The following is a 16,394-nucleotide window of genomic DNA, read 5'->3' as shown; positions in this document are numbered from 1 at the left end:
ACGCTCGTCAGGCGCCCGTCAGGCTCGGACGCCCGCCGAGCTCGGACGCCCGTCAGGCGACGAAGGTGCGCGGTGCGTCCGTGCCGGTGCTCGCTCCGCTCTCCACCAGCCGCACCGCCGCCACCAGCCGGGTCGCCGCCTCGGCGGCGACCGGGCCGCCCACGGTGAACGGCAGCCGCACGTATCCCTCGAACGCCCCGTCGACGCCGAAGCGGGGACCCGACGGCACCCGTACGCCGACCCGTTCGCCGACCTCCGCCAGGCGTGATCCGGACAGTCCGCCGGTACGTACCCACAGGGTCAGCCCGCCGCCCGGTACCTCGAACTCCCAGCCGGGCAGCTGTTCGCGTACCGCCGCCACCAGCGCGTCGCGGTTCTCCCGCGCCTGGGCCCTGCGCAGGGCGACGGCCTCCTCCCAGCCGCCGGTCCGCATCAGCCAGTTGACGGCGAGCTGCTCAAGCACCGGGGTGCCCAGGTCGGCGTACGCGCGCGCGGAGACCAGCGACCGGATCACATCCGGCGCGGCACGGACCCAGCCGATCCGCATCCCCGCCCAGAACGCCTTGCTGGCCGAACCGACCGTGATGACCGTGCTGCCCGCCGGGTCGAACGCGCAGACCCGCCTCGGCATGCGGAGATCCGCGTCCAGCCGCAGCTCGGACATGGTCTCGTCGACGACAAGGACCGTGCCCGCCGACCGCGCGGCGTCGACCAGCTGGCGCCGCTGGTCCTCGTCGGCCAGCGCGCCGGTCGGATTGTGGAAGTCGGCGACGACATAGGCGAGCCGGGGGGCCGCCTCCCTGAGCACCTGGCGCCAGCGCCCCAGATCCCAGCCGGTCAGCCCCTCCGCCATGGCGACGGGCACCAGCCGCGCGCCCGCCTCGCGCATCAGCTGGAGGATATTGGCGTACGACGGTGACTCCACCGCGATCCGCTCGCCCCGGCCCGCGAAGAGATGGCAGATCGCGTCGATCGCCCCCATCGCGCCGGTGGTGACCATGATCTGCTCCGGCATGGTCGGGATACCGCGCTCGGTATAGCGGTCGGCGAGCATGCGCCGCAGGGCGGGCAGCCCCGCCGGATAGTCGCCATGGGTGTGCGCGTACGGCGCCAGCTCCTCCAGCGCGCCCTGGACTCCCCGGGTGAGCCAGGGCTCGGGGGCGGGCAGCGCGGCGGTGCCGAGATCGATCATCGAGCCCAGCGACTCGGGCGGCAGCGGTTCCAGTCCGCGCGCGGGCAGCGGATTGCCCGCCGGGACGGCCGTCCAGCTGCCCGCGCCCCTGCGCGACTCAAGGAATCCTTCGGTGCGCAGCGCCTCGTACGCGGCGGCCACGGTCGTACGGCTCACGGTCAGGGCGAGCGCCAGCTCGCGCTCGGCGGGGAGCCGGGCGGCGACGGGGACGCGGCCTTCGAGGACGAGCAGCCGGATGCCGTCGGCGAGGGCCCGGTAGGCGGGCGGTCTGCGGGCGCCGGGTCCGGCGGGCCCGCGCTGGGTCTTGAGCTGTCGGGCGAGCTGAGCCGCGCCCACGGCAGAAGTCCACTGGGCCATGGAAATCAGTCCACCTTCCCCGAATTGGCCATGGTTGGCATGCGCCACCCCGCCACAGAGTGGCACGTATCAGTCCACCATCGCATCAGGGGGCAGCAGCATGTCCACTACCTCCGGCCCCCGGGGTCTCCACCTGACCCGGCGGCTGCTCCAGCTGTACGCGGGACTCGCGCTGTACGGGGCAAGCGCGGCGCTGCTGGTGCGCGGCGGCCTCGGTCTGGAGCCATGGGGTGTGCTGCACCAGGGGCTGGCGGAGCTGACCGGGCTGACGATGGGCGTCGTCTCGATATCGTCGGCGCCGTGGTGCTGGTGTTCTGGATACCGATCAGACAGCGCCCGGGGCTCGGCACGGTCTCCAATGTCTTCGTCGTGGGCATCGCCATGGACGGCGCGCTCGCCCTCGTCCCCGAAGGCCATGGCCTGGCCGTCCGTATCCCGCTGCTGATCGCGGGCATCGTGTTCAACGGCGTGGCCACCGGTCTCTACCTCGCGGCCCGCTTCGGCCCCGGCCCCCGGGACGGCCTGATGACCGGGCTGCACCGGCTGACCGGCCGCTCGGTCCGGCTCGTCCGTACGGGCATCGAGGTGGCGGTCGTCGTCACCGGATTCGTCCTCGGCGGGTCGGTGGGGGTCGGAACGGTCGCCTACGCGCTGGCCATCGGCCCGCTCGCCCAGCTGTTCCTGCGTGTCTTCGCCATCCCGGCGGTGGACAACGGCAGCACGGTGGTCGCCACCGGGTCACCGGAACAGGCCATACTGCGGCGGTGACTCGCGTACCCCACCCCTATCTGGACCGGCCCACCCCGATCCCATTCGCCCATCGCGGCGGCACGGCGGACGGCCTGGAGAACACCGCCGCCGCGTTCCGCCGCGCCGCCGAGCTCGGATACCGCTACTTCGAGACCGATGTGCACGCCACGGCGGACGGCCGGCTCGTCGCCTTCCACGACGCGACCCTGGACCGGGTGACCGACACCCGCGGCCGGATCGCCGAGCTGTCCTGGCAGGACGTGCGCCGGGCGAGGGTGGCGGGGAAGGAGCCGCTGCCGCTCTTCGAGGAGCTGCTCGAAGAATTCCCCGACGCGCACTGGAACGTGGACATCAAGGCCGCCCCCGCCCAGCTCCCCCTGGTCGAGCTGATCCGCAGGACCGACAGCTGGGACCGGGTGTGCGTGGGCTCCTTCTCCGAGGCCCGAGTGGCGGGCGCGGCCCGTCTCGCGGGCCCCCGGCTCGCCACCTCGTACGGCGTACGGGGCGTGCTGGGCCTGCGGCTGCGCTCGTACGGCATCCCGGCCCCCGTCCGGCGGGGCGCCGTCTGCGCCCAGGTCCCCGAGTCCCAGAACGGCATCCGGGTGGTCGACGAGCGCTTCGTGAGGACGGCGCACGCGCTCGGCCTCCAGGTGCATGTCTGGACCGTCAATGATCCGGATCGGATGGAGGCGCTCCTCGATCTCGGTGTGGATGGCATCATGACTGATCAACTGGAGACGTTGCGCGCGGTGTTGACCGCGCGGGGAGCCTGGCATTGACCGGGCGGCGCGGCGTCCGCCGGGGACATCCGGCACTGCCGGGCAGGCTACGGGGAGAGCGAGGAAGCGCCGGTGACCGCTGACACCGTGGACCGGGCCGACGGGTCGGCCGACGGGGCGTCGGAGCGCAGACGCGAGCAGCGCGGCTGGTACTTCTACGACTTCGCGTGCTCCGTGTATTCGACGAGTGTGCTCACGGTCTTCCTCGGCCCCTATCTGACGTCGGTGGCGAAGGCGGCGGCGGACGCGGACGGCTTTGTCCGGCCACTGGGCATCCCCATCCGCGCGGGCTCGGTGTTCGCGTACACCGTCTCCCTCTCCATCGTGGTGGCGGTGGTGGTGATGCCGCTGGTGGGCGCCGCCGCCGACCGTTCGGGACGCAAGAAGCCGCTGCTCGCGCTCTCGGCGTACCTCGGGGCCGGCGCCACGGCGGGCATGTTCTTCCTCGACGGCGACCGCTATCTGCTGGGCGCGCTGCTGCTGATCGTGGCGAACGCCTCACTGGCGGTCTCGATGGTGCTGTACAACGCGTATCTGCCGCAGATAGCCGGACCCGATGAGCGCGACGCCGTCTCCTCGCGCGGCTGGGCGTTCGGCTACACCTCGGGCGCGCTGGTGCTCGTCCTCAATCTCGTGCTCTACACCGGCCATGATTCCTTCGGTGTCTCGGAGTCGACGGCCGTACGGATCTGTCTGGCCTCGGCCGGTGTCTGGTGGGGCGCCTTCACGCTCGTCCCGCTGCGCCGGCTGCGCGACCGCCGGGTGGTGCGGGACGGCGCGGGTACGGTCGGCACCGGCTGGCGGCAGCTGATCGCGACGCTGCGTGACATGCGCCGCCATCCGCTGACGCTGTCCTTCCTGCTCGCCTATCTCCTCTACAACGACGGCATCCAGACGGTCATCTCGCAGGCCTCGGTCTATGGCTCCGAGGAGCTGGGCCTGGACCAGACGACCTTGATCACCGCCGTACTGCTGGTGCAGATACTCGCGGTGGCGGGCGCACTGGGGATGGGCCGAATGGCCAGGTCCTACGGGGCCAAGCGGACGATTCTCGGCTCACTGGCCGTCTGGACGGTCATCCTCGCGGCGGGGTACTTCCTGCCGTCCGGGGCACCGGTCGCGTTCTACGCGCTGGCGGCGGCGATCGGGCTGGTCCTGGGCGGCAGCCAGGCGCTGTCCCGGTCGCTCTTCTCGCATCTGGTGCCGAGCGGCAAGGAGGCCGAGTACTTCTCCGCGTATGAGATGAGCGACCGCGGCCTGAGCTGGCTGGGCCCCCTGGTGTTCGGACTCGCGTTCCAGCTCACCGGGAGCTACCGGGATGCGATCATCTCGCTGGTGATCTTCTTCGCGCTCGGGTTCGTCCTGCTGGCGAGGGTGCCCGTACGGCGGGCGATCGCCGCCGCGGGCAATCCCGTACCGGAACGGATTTAGACGTTGAAGTCAAAGGGCGGTAGTGTACGCGTTTGGCCTGCCAGGCGGACCGTTACTGCGTAGTCGAGATAGGAAAACGCTGGGTGACATCTCCCGTTAGATGTGACAAACCGGGCGCCGGCGGGTACGCAATCCTGGAATGACCAGCGGCACAGACGGGCGACGCATGACCCGGACGGGAATCTTTACCGCCGACCGGGCGTTGACCGGAATGACGACGACAGCGACACCTGTCCTGTGGGCGACAAGCCCGGGAGGCACGATTCATGAGTGAGCGAGCTCTCCGCGGCACGCGACTCGTGGTTACCAGCTACGAGACGGACCGCGGCATCGATCTGGCCCCGCGCCAGGCGGTGGAGTACGCATGCCAGAACGGCCATCGATTTGAGATGCCGTTCTCGGTAGAGGCGGAAATTCCGCCGGAGTGGGAGTGCAAGGCGTGTGGCGCCCAGGCACTCCTGGTGGACGGGGATGGCCCCGAAGAGAAGAAGGGCAAGCCTGCGCGCACGCACTGGGACATGCTCATGGAGCGGCGCACCCGCGAGGAGCTGGAGGAGGTGCTGGCCGAGAGGCTGGCCGTCCTGCGCTCCGGCGCCATGAACATCGCCGTGCATCCGCGGGACAGCCGGAAGTCCGCCTGACCGCGTAACCACCGCACACGACAAGCGAACAGCACCAAAGCCGCGGGCCGCGTCACATTCCTCATGTGACGCGGCCCGCGGCTTTGGCGTCCCTCAGGGGGTGAGCGGCGGGCGCGGGCCCTCGTCCCCGGGGTGGCCCGGGCTCCCCGGCTCGTCGTCGTGCTTGATGACCTCGCCCTGGACGACCTTGCCATCGGGCCGGCGCATCCGGGCCTGCTGGAAGGCATCGCCGAGACTGCCGGGCACGGCCGTCTCGCGCATCCGGCGCTCCAACGACCGCTCCGCGTACCGGCCGAGGGCCATCCGTACCGGCGGGATGAGCAGGAGGAGCCCCAGCACGTCGGTGATCAGCCCCGGCAGCATGATCAGCAGGCCGCCGAGCATCAGGAAGCCGTTGCCCGTGCTGCCGGTGCCGGTCTCGGTCTCGGGCGCGTCACCCGGCTGCCGCTGCTGCTGTCGTTGCAGGGTCTCGGTGAGATTGCGGAAGGCGCGGCGGCCGGCGCTCTTGATGACCACCGCGCCGAGTACGACGGCGCCCACGAGCAGCAGCAGGACGGTCAGCCCGCCCGCGACGTCGGCCACCACGGTCAGCAGCCAGATCTCCAGCACGAGCCAGGCCGCGATGCCCAGCGGGACGAAGGTGCGGGCGCGAGAGCGCTTGGGAACGGTCCGGGGCGAATGCGCGGTCGTCATACTCCCAGTGTGCCTGGGGAAGCGTCCGGATGGCGTATGGGGACGAGCGGAATGATCAAGCGGATCCGGCGGATCCGGTTCCGCTCGACCCGGCCTCGGCGGACCGCGCCTCGGTGGCCCCGCCTCCAGCGGCCCCCGAGCCGGCGGACCCCGAGCCAGTGGACCCGGCTCCAGTGGACCCGGCTCCGGCGGACCGGCTTCCGGTGGGTCCTGCGGACTTCCGGCCGAGCAGCCGGTTCGTCCGGGACTCGACGCCCCAGGCCGTGACCCGCCACAGCGCCTCGACGAGGATGTCCTTGCTCATCTTGGAGTCGCCGAGCTCGCGTTCCACGAAGGTGATGGGCACCTCGACCACATGACAGCCCGCCTCGATGGCGCGCCGGGCCAGATCGACCTGGAAGCAGTAGCCCTGGGAGGAGACCGCGTCGAGACCCAGCCGCTCCAGGGTCTCCTTGCGGAACGCCCGGTAGCCGCCGGTGACATCGCGGATCGGGACTCCGAGCAGAACACGGGAGTAGGTGCTGCCGCCCCGGGAGATCAGCTCGCGGGTCCTGGGCCAGTTCACGACCCGGCCGCCCGGCACCCAGCGCGAACCGAGCACCAGATCGGCGCCCTTGAGCGCGGTCAGCAGCCGGGGCAGTTCCTCGGGCTGGTGGGAGCCGTCGGCGTCCATCTCGACGAGGACGCCGTAGTCGCGCGCGATCCCCCAGCGGAAGCCCGCCAGATAGGCGGCGCCGAGCCCTTCCTTGCCCCTGCGGTGCAGGACCTTGACATGGCTGTCCTCGGCGGCGAGTTCATCCGCGATCTTGCCGGTGCCGTCGGGGCTGTTGTCGTCGGCGATGAGGATGTCGGCCGCCGGCACCGCGGCGCGCACGCGGGTGACGATGGTCCTGATGTTCTCGGCCTCGTTGAAGGTCGGGATGATCACCAAGGCTGTACCGAGCGGGCCGTACCGCCTCTGGCCACCGTCGTTCACTGCTGCCCCTTAATCGCCGTACGCAGGTGCCCCAGCTTAGCGAGCACGCCGTGGCCGACGACCACCGTGGTGACCCTGTGTCGGTGGGGATGGGCGGTGATGTCCGGAGATGGCGGACGGAACCGGAGATCTTGTTACGGAACCCGTCCCGCGTCAGGGAAACCCCGGGGAAACGGAGGGGAACGGGGGAAACGCGTACTGCGGATCGGGACCCGGCGTCCTTCGGGCCGACCTGGGACCCGCTGGCTGCGGGTCGACCGAAAGCCGTTGTCTACTGAACGCCGGGCCCCATCCGGGGTCGCACCCGCCGACCGGCTGAAACCTTCCCTCGCCCCCGAGACGCGACTGCTGGACCTGGCTCCCAGTGGCGGTGCGCCGGTGCGGCACACCACCCCATGACCCAGTGGCGTTGACGACTGCGTGGAGGTTGCCGGACGGACGTCCTGTGGTGGACCCGGCCGAACCTACCCGCCGGTGGCTGCTTACTGTCAATAGTCGTTTGACCTGCGGCGTTGACCCAAATCGCCAGGTCAGTGGGGAAGATCCGCAGGTCGCGGCAGAGGCCGGCGGAGATCGGGCCGCGATACGAAATGTCCGTACGTCACTCGTTCGGTCGCAGGAAGACCGTTTGTCCGCCGACGACGGTCCGCAGACATTCGGGCAGCGGGCGGCCGGGCGTCAGATCCGGCAGGCCCGGTGTCCCCGAACGCGGATCGGTGGACCAGCGGGCCACCCGGTCGTCGGGGGCCTGGACCACCAGCTCCTCCGTTCGCCATACGGCGTAGTCGGCGGGGGCGCCGGGCACGAGCGTGCCCGCGTCGTCACGGCCCATGGCCCGCCGACCGCCACGGGTATGGGCGGTGAAGGCCGCTCGCACGGAGATCCGGTGTTCGGGGGTGCGGTGGAAGGCGGCGGCCCTGACCGTGCCCCAGGGATCCAGCGGGGTGACGGGGCTGTCGGAGCCGAAGGCCAGCGGGACACCGGCGCGCAGCAGGGCGGCGTACGGATTGAGGGTACGGGCCCGGTCGGCGCCCAGCCGCTGGGCGTACATACCGTCCGCACCGCCCCAGAGGGCGTCGAAGACGGGCTGCACGGAGGCGGTGAGTCCCAGCTCCGCGAAGGCCGCGATGGTCGCCGGGGTGAGCATCTCGGCATGCTCGACCCGGTGCCTCGCTCCCCTGATACGGGCCAGGCCCAGGCGCTCGGCGGCGGCGCGTACCCCCTCGACCACGGTGCTGATCGCCGCGTCGCCGATGGCGTGGAATCCGGCCTGGAGCCCGGCCTCGGTGCAGAGGGCGACATGGGCCGCGACCGCGGCCGCGTCGAGCTGGGCGGCACCGGTGTGGGCGGCGTCCGCGTAGGGCTCGTGCAGGGCGGCGGTGTGGGAGCCGAGGGAGCCGTCGACGAAGAGATCACCCGCGGCCCCGGCCGCGCCCAGCTCCTGGACACGGCGGGCGCCCTTCTCGTCAGTGATCCGTTCGGCCCAGTACCCATGGATCCGGGGCCCCGGCTCGTCCTCGGCCAGTCGCAGGAGCGCGGTGAAGTCCTCCTCGTCGGAGATCTCCGGGCCGCCGCACTCGTGGAGCGCGCCGATTCCGATCGACGCGGCCCGCTCCCGGGCCGCGCGCTGCGCCTCGGTGCGCTGGCGGGCGCTGACCGACCCGTGGGCGGCGGCGCGCACGGCGTGGTGGGCGGCGGCCGTCAGCGGCGAGTCCGGGTGATAGCCGGTCAGTGCGGTGACGCCGGGGACCAGATCGAGCAGGGCGGTGGTCACGACGGCCGAGTGCACATCGATCCGCGTCAGATAGAGCGGCCGGCCGCCGGCCGCGTCATCGAGCTCGGCGCGGGACGGGGGGCGCTGCTCGGGCCAGCGCGCGGAGTCCCAGCCGTGGCCGAGCAGGATCCGGTCACCGGGGTGGGCGGTGCGATGGTCCCGTACGAGGTTCAGCGCCTCCGCCAGGGTGCGGGCGCCGGACAGATCGAGACCGGTGAGGGCGAGGCCGGTGGCGGTGGCGTGCACATGGGCGTCGGTGAACGCGGGGGTGACGAGCGCGCCGTCGAGATCGATCACCTCGTCGACACCGGAGACGAAGGAGTCGGCGGCGCCTTCGGAGCCCACCCAGGCGATGTGGCCGCGTTCTACGACCATGGCGGTGGCGAAGGGGTCGGCGGGGCTGTGGACTTCGCCGCGGCGGAGGAGGGTGGTGCGGTGGTGGTGCGAGGCGGTGCGGGAGTCGGGGGCGGTGCGGTTGGTCATGCGGACAGTGTCGCGCGGGGCGGCGTGGGGCGGGGGCGCGGGGTGTGCTGCCGCGGGTGCCGGGGGGGGCGGGGTGCGCCGGGGCGCGGGTACCGGTTGTGCGGGGTCCTCCGGCGCGGGTGCCGGAGGACGCCCCTCAGAACGTCGGCGGGCGGGACTCGTAAGCGGTGGAGAGCACCACCGTCGTACGGGTGGAGACGCCGGCCAGGCTGCGGATGCGGGTGAGCAGGTGTTCCAGGGCCAGGGGGGTCGCCACCCGGACCTTGAGGATGTAGTTCTCGTCGCCCGCCACGCTGTGGCACGCCTCGATCTCCGGGATCTCGGCCAGTCGGTCCGCGATGTCGTCGGGGGCGCTGGGGTCGAACGGTTTGACCGAGATGAACGCGGTCAGCGGGAGGCCGACCTCCTCCGGGTCGACCACCGCGGCGTAACCGCGGATGACACCTCGCTGCTCCAGCCGGCGTACGCGCTGATGCACCGCCGAAGTGGACAGGCCGGTGGCCTTGCCCAGGTCGGTGTAGCTCATCCGGCCGTCCTTGACAAGCAATTCCACGATCTGACGATCCAGCTCCTCCATACGGATCAACCTATTGCCCCGGGCCGCTTCCAGCACAGTCGGGAGTGAGCCGAAGGCGCGCACGGGGGGTCGTGTGACGAAGACCACAGGCTCTTGGGCGGGTCCGTCGAGACCTTACGGTTACCTGGCTCGCGCGACGGGAATTGCTTGCTGTGGTCGAGACCACGAGAGTCTGGTCGGCCCACCCGAGGGGGAATGTCTCCATGCAGAGCCTGAAGCGCGCCGGACGCACCGAACCGGAGCCCGTTGAACTCGTCGACGCCGACGAGCTCGACTTCTACGACACCTTCGAGATGTACCGGGTCGTCTGCCCGGACTGTGCGCAGCCAATCGCGCTGCTGGCGGACGAGGATGTCCTGCCGGAGCACGCGCTGTGCCCCTCGCCGTGGAATCCGTTCGTGCTCTCGGTGTGTGCCGGTACGGGCCGTTCGGCGTCGGAGGCTCCGGCCGCTGACGCGTCGTCCGAGGCTCAGGAGCAGGACACCGCCCTGCTGCTGACGCTGCCGCAGGGGCTCGACTGGCGGACGCAGCCGTTCTCGCACGTCGGCGGTCCCGGCTCACGTCCGTTCAAGGTGCCGGCCCTCCAGCGGTACGCGGCGTAACTCCCCCTCGGCGCGCACGCCGACGGACCGTCGGTGTGCGCGCGGAGGTGTTCCGGTCAGCGGGTTTCCGGGCCCGTCAGATGACGGGCGATCACCATGCGCTGGATCTGGTTGGTGCCTTCGACGATCTGGAGCACCTTCGCCTCACGCATATAGCGCTCCACCGGGAAGTCCGCGGTGTAGCCGTAGCCGCCGAGCACCTGCACGGCGTCGATGGTCACCTGCATCGCGGCGTCGGTGCAGAACAGCTTGGCCATGGCGGCCTGTTGGGAGAACGGGCGGCCCGCGTCGCGCAGCCGGGCGGCGGCGAGGTAGAGCGAGCGGCCGGCTTCGATCCTGGTGGCCATGTCGGCGAGCAGGAAGCGCAGCCCCTGGAAGTCCGCGATGGGCCTGCCGAACTGCTGTCGTCCCGTGGCGTATCCGACGGCCTCGTCCAGGGCCGCCTGGGCGAGGCCGATGGCACAGGCGGCGATGCCGAGGCGGCCCGAATCGAGGGCGGAGAGCGCGATGGCGAAGCCCTGGCCCTCGTCGCCGAGGCGGCGGTCGTCGGCCACCCGTACGCCGTCGAAGTGGAGTTGGGCGGTGGGTGAGCCCTTCATGCCCATCTTCTTCTCGGGCAGCGCCGCGTTCAGTCCCGGGGCGTCGCCGGGGACGAGGAAGGCGGTGATACCCCGGGCGCCCTCCTGGCCGGTGCGGGCGAGCACGGTGTAGAAGTCCGCGATGCCGCCGTGGGTGATCCACGCCTTGGTGCCGGTGATGACCCAATCGTCGCCGTCCCGTACGGCCTTGGTACGGAGCGAGGCCGCGTCGGAGCCCGAGGCGGGCTCGGAGAGACAGTAGGCCCCGAGGAGACCGCCGCCGAGCATGGCGGGAAGGTGCTCCGCCTGCTGGGCCTTGGTTCCGTAGCCGGCGAGGGCGTGGCAGGCGAGCGAGTGGACGCTGACGCCGAGGCCGACGGTGAGCCGGGCGGCGGCGAGCTCTTCGAGTACCTGGAGGTAGACCTCGTACGGCTGGTCCCCGCCGCCGTGGGCGGAGTCGTAGGGGAGGCCGAGCAGTCCGGATGCCGAGAGGAGGGTGAAGAGTTCGCGCGGGAAGTGCCCGGCGTCCTCCTCCTCGGCCGCCTTGGGGGCGATCTCCCGCTGGATGATGTCGCGTACGAGGGCGACGAGGTCCTGGGACTCCTCGGTGGGCAGCTGGCGTTCCACCGGTTGCGGGGCGCGGTCGGGCATGGCGGCGCTCTCCTCCCTGTCGGGCGCTACGGCGGTCGCACGCGCAGGGTGTGGCGGCGCCGCCGGCTGGAGTCCGGGGGTGCCCCCGGACGGCAGTGGTGCCCAGCCGATGCTGCCCTTCCGGATCGCGGGAGCGGCTGACCAGCGGCTGTGGCGCGTTGAGTATGCCCGATCGGGCGCTTTTCGTCACCGGCGGGAGGGGGCAACGGGCTTGGTGGGAACTTGGTCCGCACCATTGACCTCAGTGGTCTAGTCCTTCTAACGTCCACCTCAACGCATTTCGCGTTCATGCCAAGTCAACGCCATGGCTTCGCTGTCCCCCCACTCGCTCTTCCTCCCCCACGAGGAGATCCCGTGCTCAGACTCCACCGTCCCCGCGCCCGGATCCGCGCGCTGATCGCCGCCGCGTGTACCGCCGTCCTCGGCGTGACACTGCTCTCCGGAGCGGGCAGCGCGTCCGCCGGTGAGGCCCCCACCACCGCCGCGGCAGGCAGCAAGGTGATCGGCTACTTCACCAACTGGGGCGTCTACGACCGGAATTATCACGTCAAGAACATCGAGACCTCCGGGTCAGCCGGCAAACTCACCCATATCAACTACGCCTTCGGCAATGTCACCGGCGGAAAGTGCGTGATCGGCGACTCGTACGCCGACTATGAGAAGGCGTACACCGCCGACCAGTCCGTCGACGGCGTCGCCGACACCTGGGACCAGCCGCTGCGCGGCAACTTCAATCAGCTGCGCAAGCTCAAGGCGCTGCACCCCGGCCTCAAGGTGATCTGGTCCTTCGGCGGCTGGTCCTGGTCCGGTGGCTTCACCGAGGCGGCGAAGAACCCGGCCGCGTTCGCGCAGTCCTGCCGCGCGCTGGTGGAGGACCCGCGCTGGGCCGATGTCTTCGACGGCATCGACATCGACTGGGAGTACCCCAACGCCTGCGGTCTGACCTGTGACAGCAGTGGTCGCGACGCGTTCAGGAACCTGGCGTCCGCGCTGCGTACCGAGTTCGGCTCCGACCTGGTGACGGCGGCCATCACCGCCGACGGCTCGGACGGCGGGAAGATCGACGCCGCCGACTACGCGGGCGCCGCGCAGTACCTCGACTGGTACAACCCGATGACCTACGACTTCTTCGGCGCGTTCGCGGCACAGGGCCCCACCGCCCCGCACTCGCCGCTCACGTCCTACCCGGGTATCCCGACCGAGGGCTTCAACTCCGACGCGGCCATCACCAAGCTCAAGGGGCTCGGGGTCCCGGCCGAGAAGCTGCTGCTGGGCATCGGCTTCTACGGGCGGGGCTGGACGGGCGTGACCCAGAAGGAGCCGGGCGGCAGCGCGACGGGCGCGGCACCGGGGAAGTACGAGGCGGGCATCGAGGACTACAAGATCCTGAAGACCTCCTGCCCGGCGAACGGCACGGTCGGCGGCACCGCGTACGCCTTCTGCGGTAACCAGTGGTGGAGCTACGACACCCCCGCCACCATCGCCGGGAAGATGGCGTACAAGAACCAGCAGGGGCTGGGCGGCACCTTCTTCTGGGAGCTGAGCGGGGACACCACCGACGGTGAGCTGATCAAGTCGATCACCTAAAAGCCGCGCGAGGGGATCGCGCGACCGGCCCGTCGGGGGCGGGGAGCCTCAGCGGCCCCCGCCCCCGGCGACTTTTATGTCCGCGAAGCCTCATGGCTCTCGTCCAGGCCGGTGACGGGGCGCCAGTCGGGATCCGGCGGTGGCGCGGGGCACTCCGGGGAGAATTCCTCGATCGTGTTCAGGGTGTGGCGCAGCATCCGTACCAGCAGATCGCGCGGGACCTCCCTCGGCAGGTCGCGCTGGTACTCCAGCCATTCGAGCGTGAGCCACTCGACGCTGCTGAGCCAGCCGAGCAGCGCGAGCCGGGCGATCGGCGGGATGTCGGAGCGGCCGTACGCGCCCTGGGCGACCGTGGCGACCAGCCCCGTCCGTACGGCGTCGCGGATCGCCTGGACCTGGGTGTCGAAGCCGACGCCGCCCGTGATGATGGTGCGGTACGCCGCCTCGTTGTACTGGGCGAAGCGCAGATACGCCTCGACCGTGCGCTGTACCCGCTGGGTGCGCGGGAGTTCGGCGCCGCCCGAGGCGAGCGAGACGAGTTCGGTGACCGAGTCCTCGACGATGGCGAGGTAGTAGCCGCGCTTGTTCTTGAAGTAGTAGTAGATCAGCCCCTTGGCGACCCCGGCGTGCTGGGCGATGTCGTCCATGGACAGCGCGTCGTACGAGGTGTCGGCGAACAACTTCCGGCCGGTCGCGATGAGTTCGGAGCGCCGGGCCTGGGAGCGTTCGGAAGTGCCACGCTGTTCGCTGCGATTCACATTCGCGTCCTGGATCTCCGGCTGCCACGGGGTGTCTGTCGCACGATCGCCCGCAGTATCGCAGAGCGGTCCCGGGCCGCTCCGGGCGGCCGGAGGAGATCCGTCCCTCCGGCCGCCCGCCGAAACAACGCGTCAGAGCAGGCCCACCGACCGCAGGGCGCGGCGCTGGGCCGCGTCCGGCGTGGCGGGCCAGTAGACGTAGCAGACACCGCCCGTGCCGGAGGCCACCTTGCCGGAGGCGTTGTACCGCTTGGTCCTGAGCCAGATCGTCTCCCACTCGGAGCGCCGGTAGACCCGGCGTACGGCGGGGTTGTCCGGCGAGGCGGGGTCATTGGCGATCACATCGCCCTGGGCCGTGAAGCCGATCACGGTCATCAGATGGCCGGCGGTGCCGTAACCCGCCCCCGTCAGCTCCTCCTTGAGGAAGGACTGCGAGGTGATCACGGGGATACCGGCGCGGATGAGGTTCTCCACATCGGTGAGCGAGCCCAGCCGGGTCACGGCGGCGCTCATGTCCCGGTAGGTGGTGGCGTAGGCCGCGTTGAAGGGCCAGTTGCCGCAGCCCTTGTACTGGTAGTCGTAGGTGAACCTGGCCGCGTGGCAGACCTGGGGGTCGGCGAAGTCCGGATTCACCCAGGCGAGATCATCGGCGGTGGGCCGGCGTCCCCAGTACTCGATGATCATCTGCGAGGAGGTGGGGCTGCACCAGGCCTCGCCGCCGTTGTCGTACTCGGGGTACTGCCCGGCATGGGTGTTCTGCGAGTAGCGCGGCACGATCAGCTCCCGGGCGAGCCCCGGGGCGGACTCCGGGACGGTGAAGCGGTCCGGGATGTCGGAGGCCATCGCGCCCACCCGGTGCACGAGCGGCGTGAGCCCGCTGCCCGGCCTGCGGTAGAGGGTGAGTCGCAGGCGGTACGAGGACAGCCGCAGCCCGCTCGCCGCGTCGTCCACGGCGAAGGTGTCGGTCCAGACGCTGCTGCGCCCGTCGGTCTGGCCGTCGACGGACGTGCGCCGGATGTCGCCCTCGCCGTCGCCCGCGGTCCAGCGGCCCATCACGTACCAGGGTGTCTCGGTGCCGTCCGCGTACCGGCCGCGCAGTTCGATCTGGAGCCAGGTACCGGCCGGGGTCCGCGCGTTCCAGGAGGCGATCACCTCGGTGGCGGGGACCTTCGAGCGGTGGGTGGGTGAGGTCCAGGTCCCGTACTCCCAGGTGGTGGTCGTGCCGGTGTGCGGGTCGGCGTAGTCGGTACGGCCCGCCGGGGTGCCGATCACCAGTGCGGGCCGGGCGCCGGAGACCGCGCGGGTGCCCTGCGCGGTACCGGCGCGCCAGTCGGCGTGGGAGGTCCAGAAGGCGTTGTCCACGAGAGGGTTCGCCCCGGTGGGAGCGGTTGAGGGGGGTGGGGCGGGGGCCGGCTGCCGCGTCGGGGCCGAGGCGGCGGCCGGGGCCGCGCCCGCCGCCCCGGTGCCCGCGACGGCCGCGAGCGCGGCGGCCAGCACGGTTCTGCGCGATGTGGGGCTGGTCATGGTGAACCTCCGGTCGAAGGCGGAGAGAACGGTCGGGGTACGGGAGAGCGCGATGAGATGACGGCTGCTCGACAGTCGTCCACTATCCCGGTTCGCGGTACGCCTCTGCCAGCGATTCGGACCGCGTCGCCTCACCAATATTGGTCTTCACCAGTGGCGTGACCTGCGGCGACCGGACAGGGCCTGGTCCGAACGCGTGGCGCGCGGCCTCGTAGGGTGGGACGGGTGAACGACCTGACCGAACAGGCCGCGGCGCTGCGCGCGCTGCCGCCCTCCTGCGGTCCCGTCCGGCTGATCGCGGTCGACGGGCACGCGGGCTCCGGCAAGAGCACCTTCGCGACGCGGCTGTCGGCGGAGCTGGCCGGGGCGCCCGTACTGCGGCTCGACGACGTGGCCACCCACGAGCGGTTCTTCGGGTGGTGGGAACGGCTGAGGACGCAGGTCATCGAGCCGCTCTCGGACGGGGCGAGCGCGCGGTACGCGCCGTACGACTGGACGCTGCGGCGGTTCACCGCGCCGCGTACGCTGCCGCCGGCCCCCGTGGTGATCATCGAGGGCGTGGGGGCCGGGCGGCGGGCGCTGCGACCGTATCTCGCCCGGCTGTTCTGGATGGACCGGGGCGCGGAGGAGTCCTGGGAGCGGGGACGGCGGCGCGACGGAACCGAGCTGTCCGCTTTCTGGAACGAATGGACGACGGCGGAGACACGCCATTTCGCGGCGGACCCCTCGCGGCCCTTCGCCGATGCCCTGGTAACCGAGCGACAGATGGGGTACCTGATACGCACGGGGCCGCTGACGACCGCAGGAGCGGACCAGATCATCACGCAGGGTGATCAGCTCCCCCCGCCATACTGAGCAGTCGGAAATCGCCCCCGGGAGAGTGTCCAACTCGGCTTGACCGGGGGGCCGGACAGGTCTTACGTTCTTAATGTGCGGCTTTTCGGAGCCGCCGCGGACGCGAAGCCCCCGGTTGTTCCCCCGTGATCGGGGGCTTCGTTCTGCCCTTCGGACCTGCTCGCCACCCCTTTTCCCCCGCCGTAG

The 16,394-nt window shown here is 71.1% G+C and carries 14 protein-coding genes and 1 pseudogene; 7 read left to right on the top strand and 8 right to left on the bottom strand.

Going from position 1 to position 16,394, the window contains the following annotated elements; genetic code table 11:
* Positions 1–52: 52 nt before the first annotated feature.
* Positions 53–1,549: an SCO1417 family PLP biosynthesis transcription factor gene (locus tag ABTZ59_RS06545; RefSeq protein ID WP_351391618.1), complete on the bottom strand. Its 1,497-nt coding sequence runs from the start codon at positions 1,547–1,549 to the stop codon at positions 53–55.
* Positions 1,550–1,649: 100 nt separating this feature from the next.
* On the opposite strand from ABTZ59_RS06545, the pseudogene yczE reads away from it, so the two are divergent.
* The 4 genes and pseudogenes from yczE (at position 1,650) to ABTZ59_RS06525 (ending at position 5,150) form a co-directional block, all read left to right on the top strand.
* Positions 1,650–2,317: pseudogene (gene yczE / locus ABTZ59_RS06540) on the top strand (membrane protein YczE).
* Positions 2,314–3,078 carry a glycerophosphodiester phosphodiesterase family protein gene (locus ABTZ59_RS06535; RefSeq protein ID WP_351391615.1) on the top strand — a complete coding sequence of 255 codons (765 nt, stop codon included), beginning with the start codon at positions 2,314–2,316 and terminating at the stop codon, positions 3,076–3,078. Before yczE ends, ABTZ59_RS06535 begins: the two are co-directional and overlap by 4 nt.
* A gap of 72 nt (positions 3,079–3,150) precedes the next feature.
* On the top strand, positions 3,151–4,509 hold the full coding sequence (locus ABTZ59_RS06530) for an MFS transporter (RefSeq protein WP_351391612.1): 1,359 nt from the start codon (positions 3,151–3,153) through the stop codon (positions 4,507–4,509).
* 266 nt (positions 4,510–4,775) lie between these two features.
* Entirely contained in the window at positions 4,776–5,150 is a 375-nt protein-coding gene (locus ABTZ59_RS06525) for an RNA polymerase-binding protein RbpA (protein WP_003959706.1), read from the top strand.
* Between the two features lie 93 nt (positions 5,151–5,243).
* Here the strand turns inward: ABTZ59_RS06525 and fxsA are convergent, their stop codons facing one another.
* The 4 genes from fxsA to ABTZ59_RS06505 all read right to left on the bottom strand — a co-directional run bounded on the left by fxsA (position 5,244) and on the right by ABTZ59_RS06505 (position 9,653).
* A complete protein-coding gene (gene fxsA / locus ABTZ59_RS06520; protein WP_351391608.1) occupies positions 5,244–5,843 on the bottom strand; it encodes an FxsA family membrane protein in 600 nt (199 codons plus the stop codon).
* 55 nt (positions 5,844–5,898) lie between these two features.
* Positions 5,899–6,819 carry a polyprenol monophosphomannose synthase gene (locus tag ABTZ59_RS06515; RefSeq protein WP_351391605.1) on the bottom strand — a complete coding sequence of 307 codons (921 nt, stop codon included), beginning with the start codon at positions 6,817–6,819 and terminating at the stop codon, positions 5,899–5,901.
* A gap of 601 nt (positions 6,820–7,420) precedes the next feature.
* Entirely contained in the window at positions 7,421–9,076 is a 1,656-nt protein-coding gene (locus ABTZ59_RS06510) for an amidohydrolase (protein WP_351391603.1), read from the bottom strand.
* 136 nt (positions 9,077–9,212) lie between these two features.
* Complete coding sequence (locus tag ABTZ59_RS06505) at positions 9,213–9,653, bottom strand: Lrp/AsnC family transcriptional regulator (protein ID WP_351391600.1); 441 nt, start codon at positions 9,651–9,653, stop codon at positions 9,213–9,215.
* A gap of 203 nt (positions 9,654–9,856) precedes the next feature.
* Between ABTZ59_RS06505 and ABTZ59_RS06500 the strand changes: the two genes are divergently transcribed.
* Positions 9,857–10,255, top strand: coding sequence for a hypothetical protein (locus tag ABTZ59_RS06500; RefSeq protein ID WP_351391598.1), 399 nt, complete (start codon positions 9,857–9,859; stop codon positions 10,253–10,255).
* 56 nt (positions 10,256–10,311) lie between these two features.
* Here ABTZ59_RS06500 and ABTZ59_RS06495 read toward each other — a convergent pair whose 3' ends face one another.
* The gene (locus ABTZ59_RS06495; RefSeq protein WP_351391595.1) at positions 10,312–11,484 is read right to left on the bottom strand and encodes an acyl-CoA dehydrogenase family protein; all 1,173 of its coding nucleotides are present in this window, start codon (positions 11,482–11,484) and stop codon (positions 10,312–10,314) included.
* 354 nt (positions 11,485–11,838) lie between these two features.
* On the opposite strand from ABTZ59_RS06495, the gene ABTZ59_RS06490 reads away from it, so the two are divergent.
* On the top strand, positions 11,839–13,071 hold the full coding sequence (locus ABTZ59_RS06490; RefSeq protein WP_351391592.1) for a glycoside hydrolase family 18 protein: 1,233 nt from the start codon (positions 11,839–11,841) through the stop codon (positions 13,069–13,071).
* A 74-nt stretch (positions 13,072–13,145) separates the two neighbouring features.
* Here ABTZ59_RS06490 and ABTZ59_RS06485 read toward each other — a convergent pair whose 3' ends face one another.
* Together ABTZ59_RS06485 and ABTZ59_RS06480 are read right to left on the bottom strand one after the other, a co-directional pair.
* Positions 13,146–13,829 carry a TetR/AcrR family transcriptional regulator gene (locus tag ABTZ59_RS06485; RefSeq protein ID WP_351391589.1) on the bottom strand — a complete coding sequence of 228 codons (684 nt, stop codon included), beginning with the start codon at positions 13,827–13,829 and terminating at the stop codon, positions 13,146–13,148.
* Positions 13,830–13,961: 132 nt separating this feature from the next.
* A complete protein-coding gene (locus ABTZ59_RS06480; RefSeq protein WP_351391587.1) occupies positions 13,962–15,353 on the bottom strand; it encodes a C39 family peptidase in 1,392 nt (463 codons plus the stop codon).
* Positions 15,354–15,578: 225 nt separating this feature from the next.
* On the opposite strand from ABTZ59_RS06480, the gene ABTZ59_RS06475 reads away from it, so the two are divergent.
* Positions 15,579–16,208 carry a uridine kinase family protein gene (locus ABTZ59_RS06475; protein ID WP_351391584.1) on the top strand — a complete coding sequence of 210 codons (630 nt, stop codon included), beginning with the start codon at positions 15,579–15,581 and terminating at the stop codon, positions 16,206–16,208.
* Positions 16,209–16,394 lie beyond the last annotated feature (186 nt).

It is taken from the genome of Streptomyces sp. NPDC094034 (genome assembly GCF_040303865.1).
GTDB lineage: Bacteria > Actinomycetota > Actinomycetes > Streptomycetales > Streptomycetaceae > Streptomyces.
Note: the sequence above shows the minus strand (reverse complement) of the source record. Positions and strands in the feature narration are given on the sequence as shown.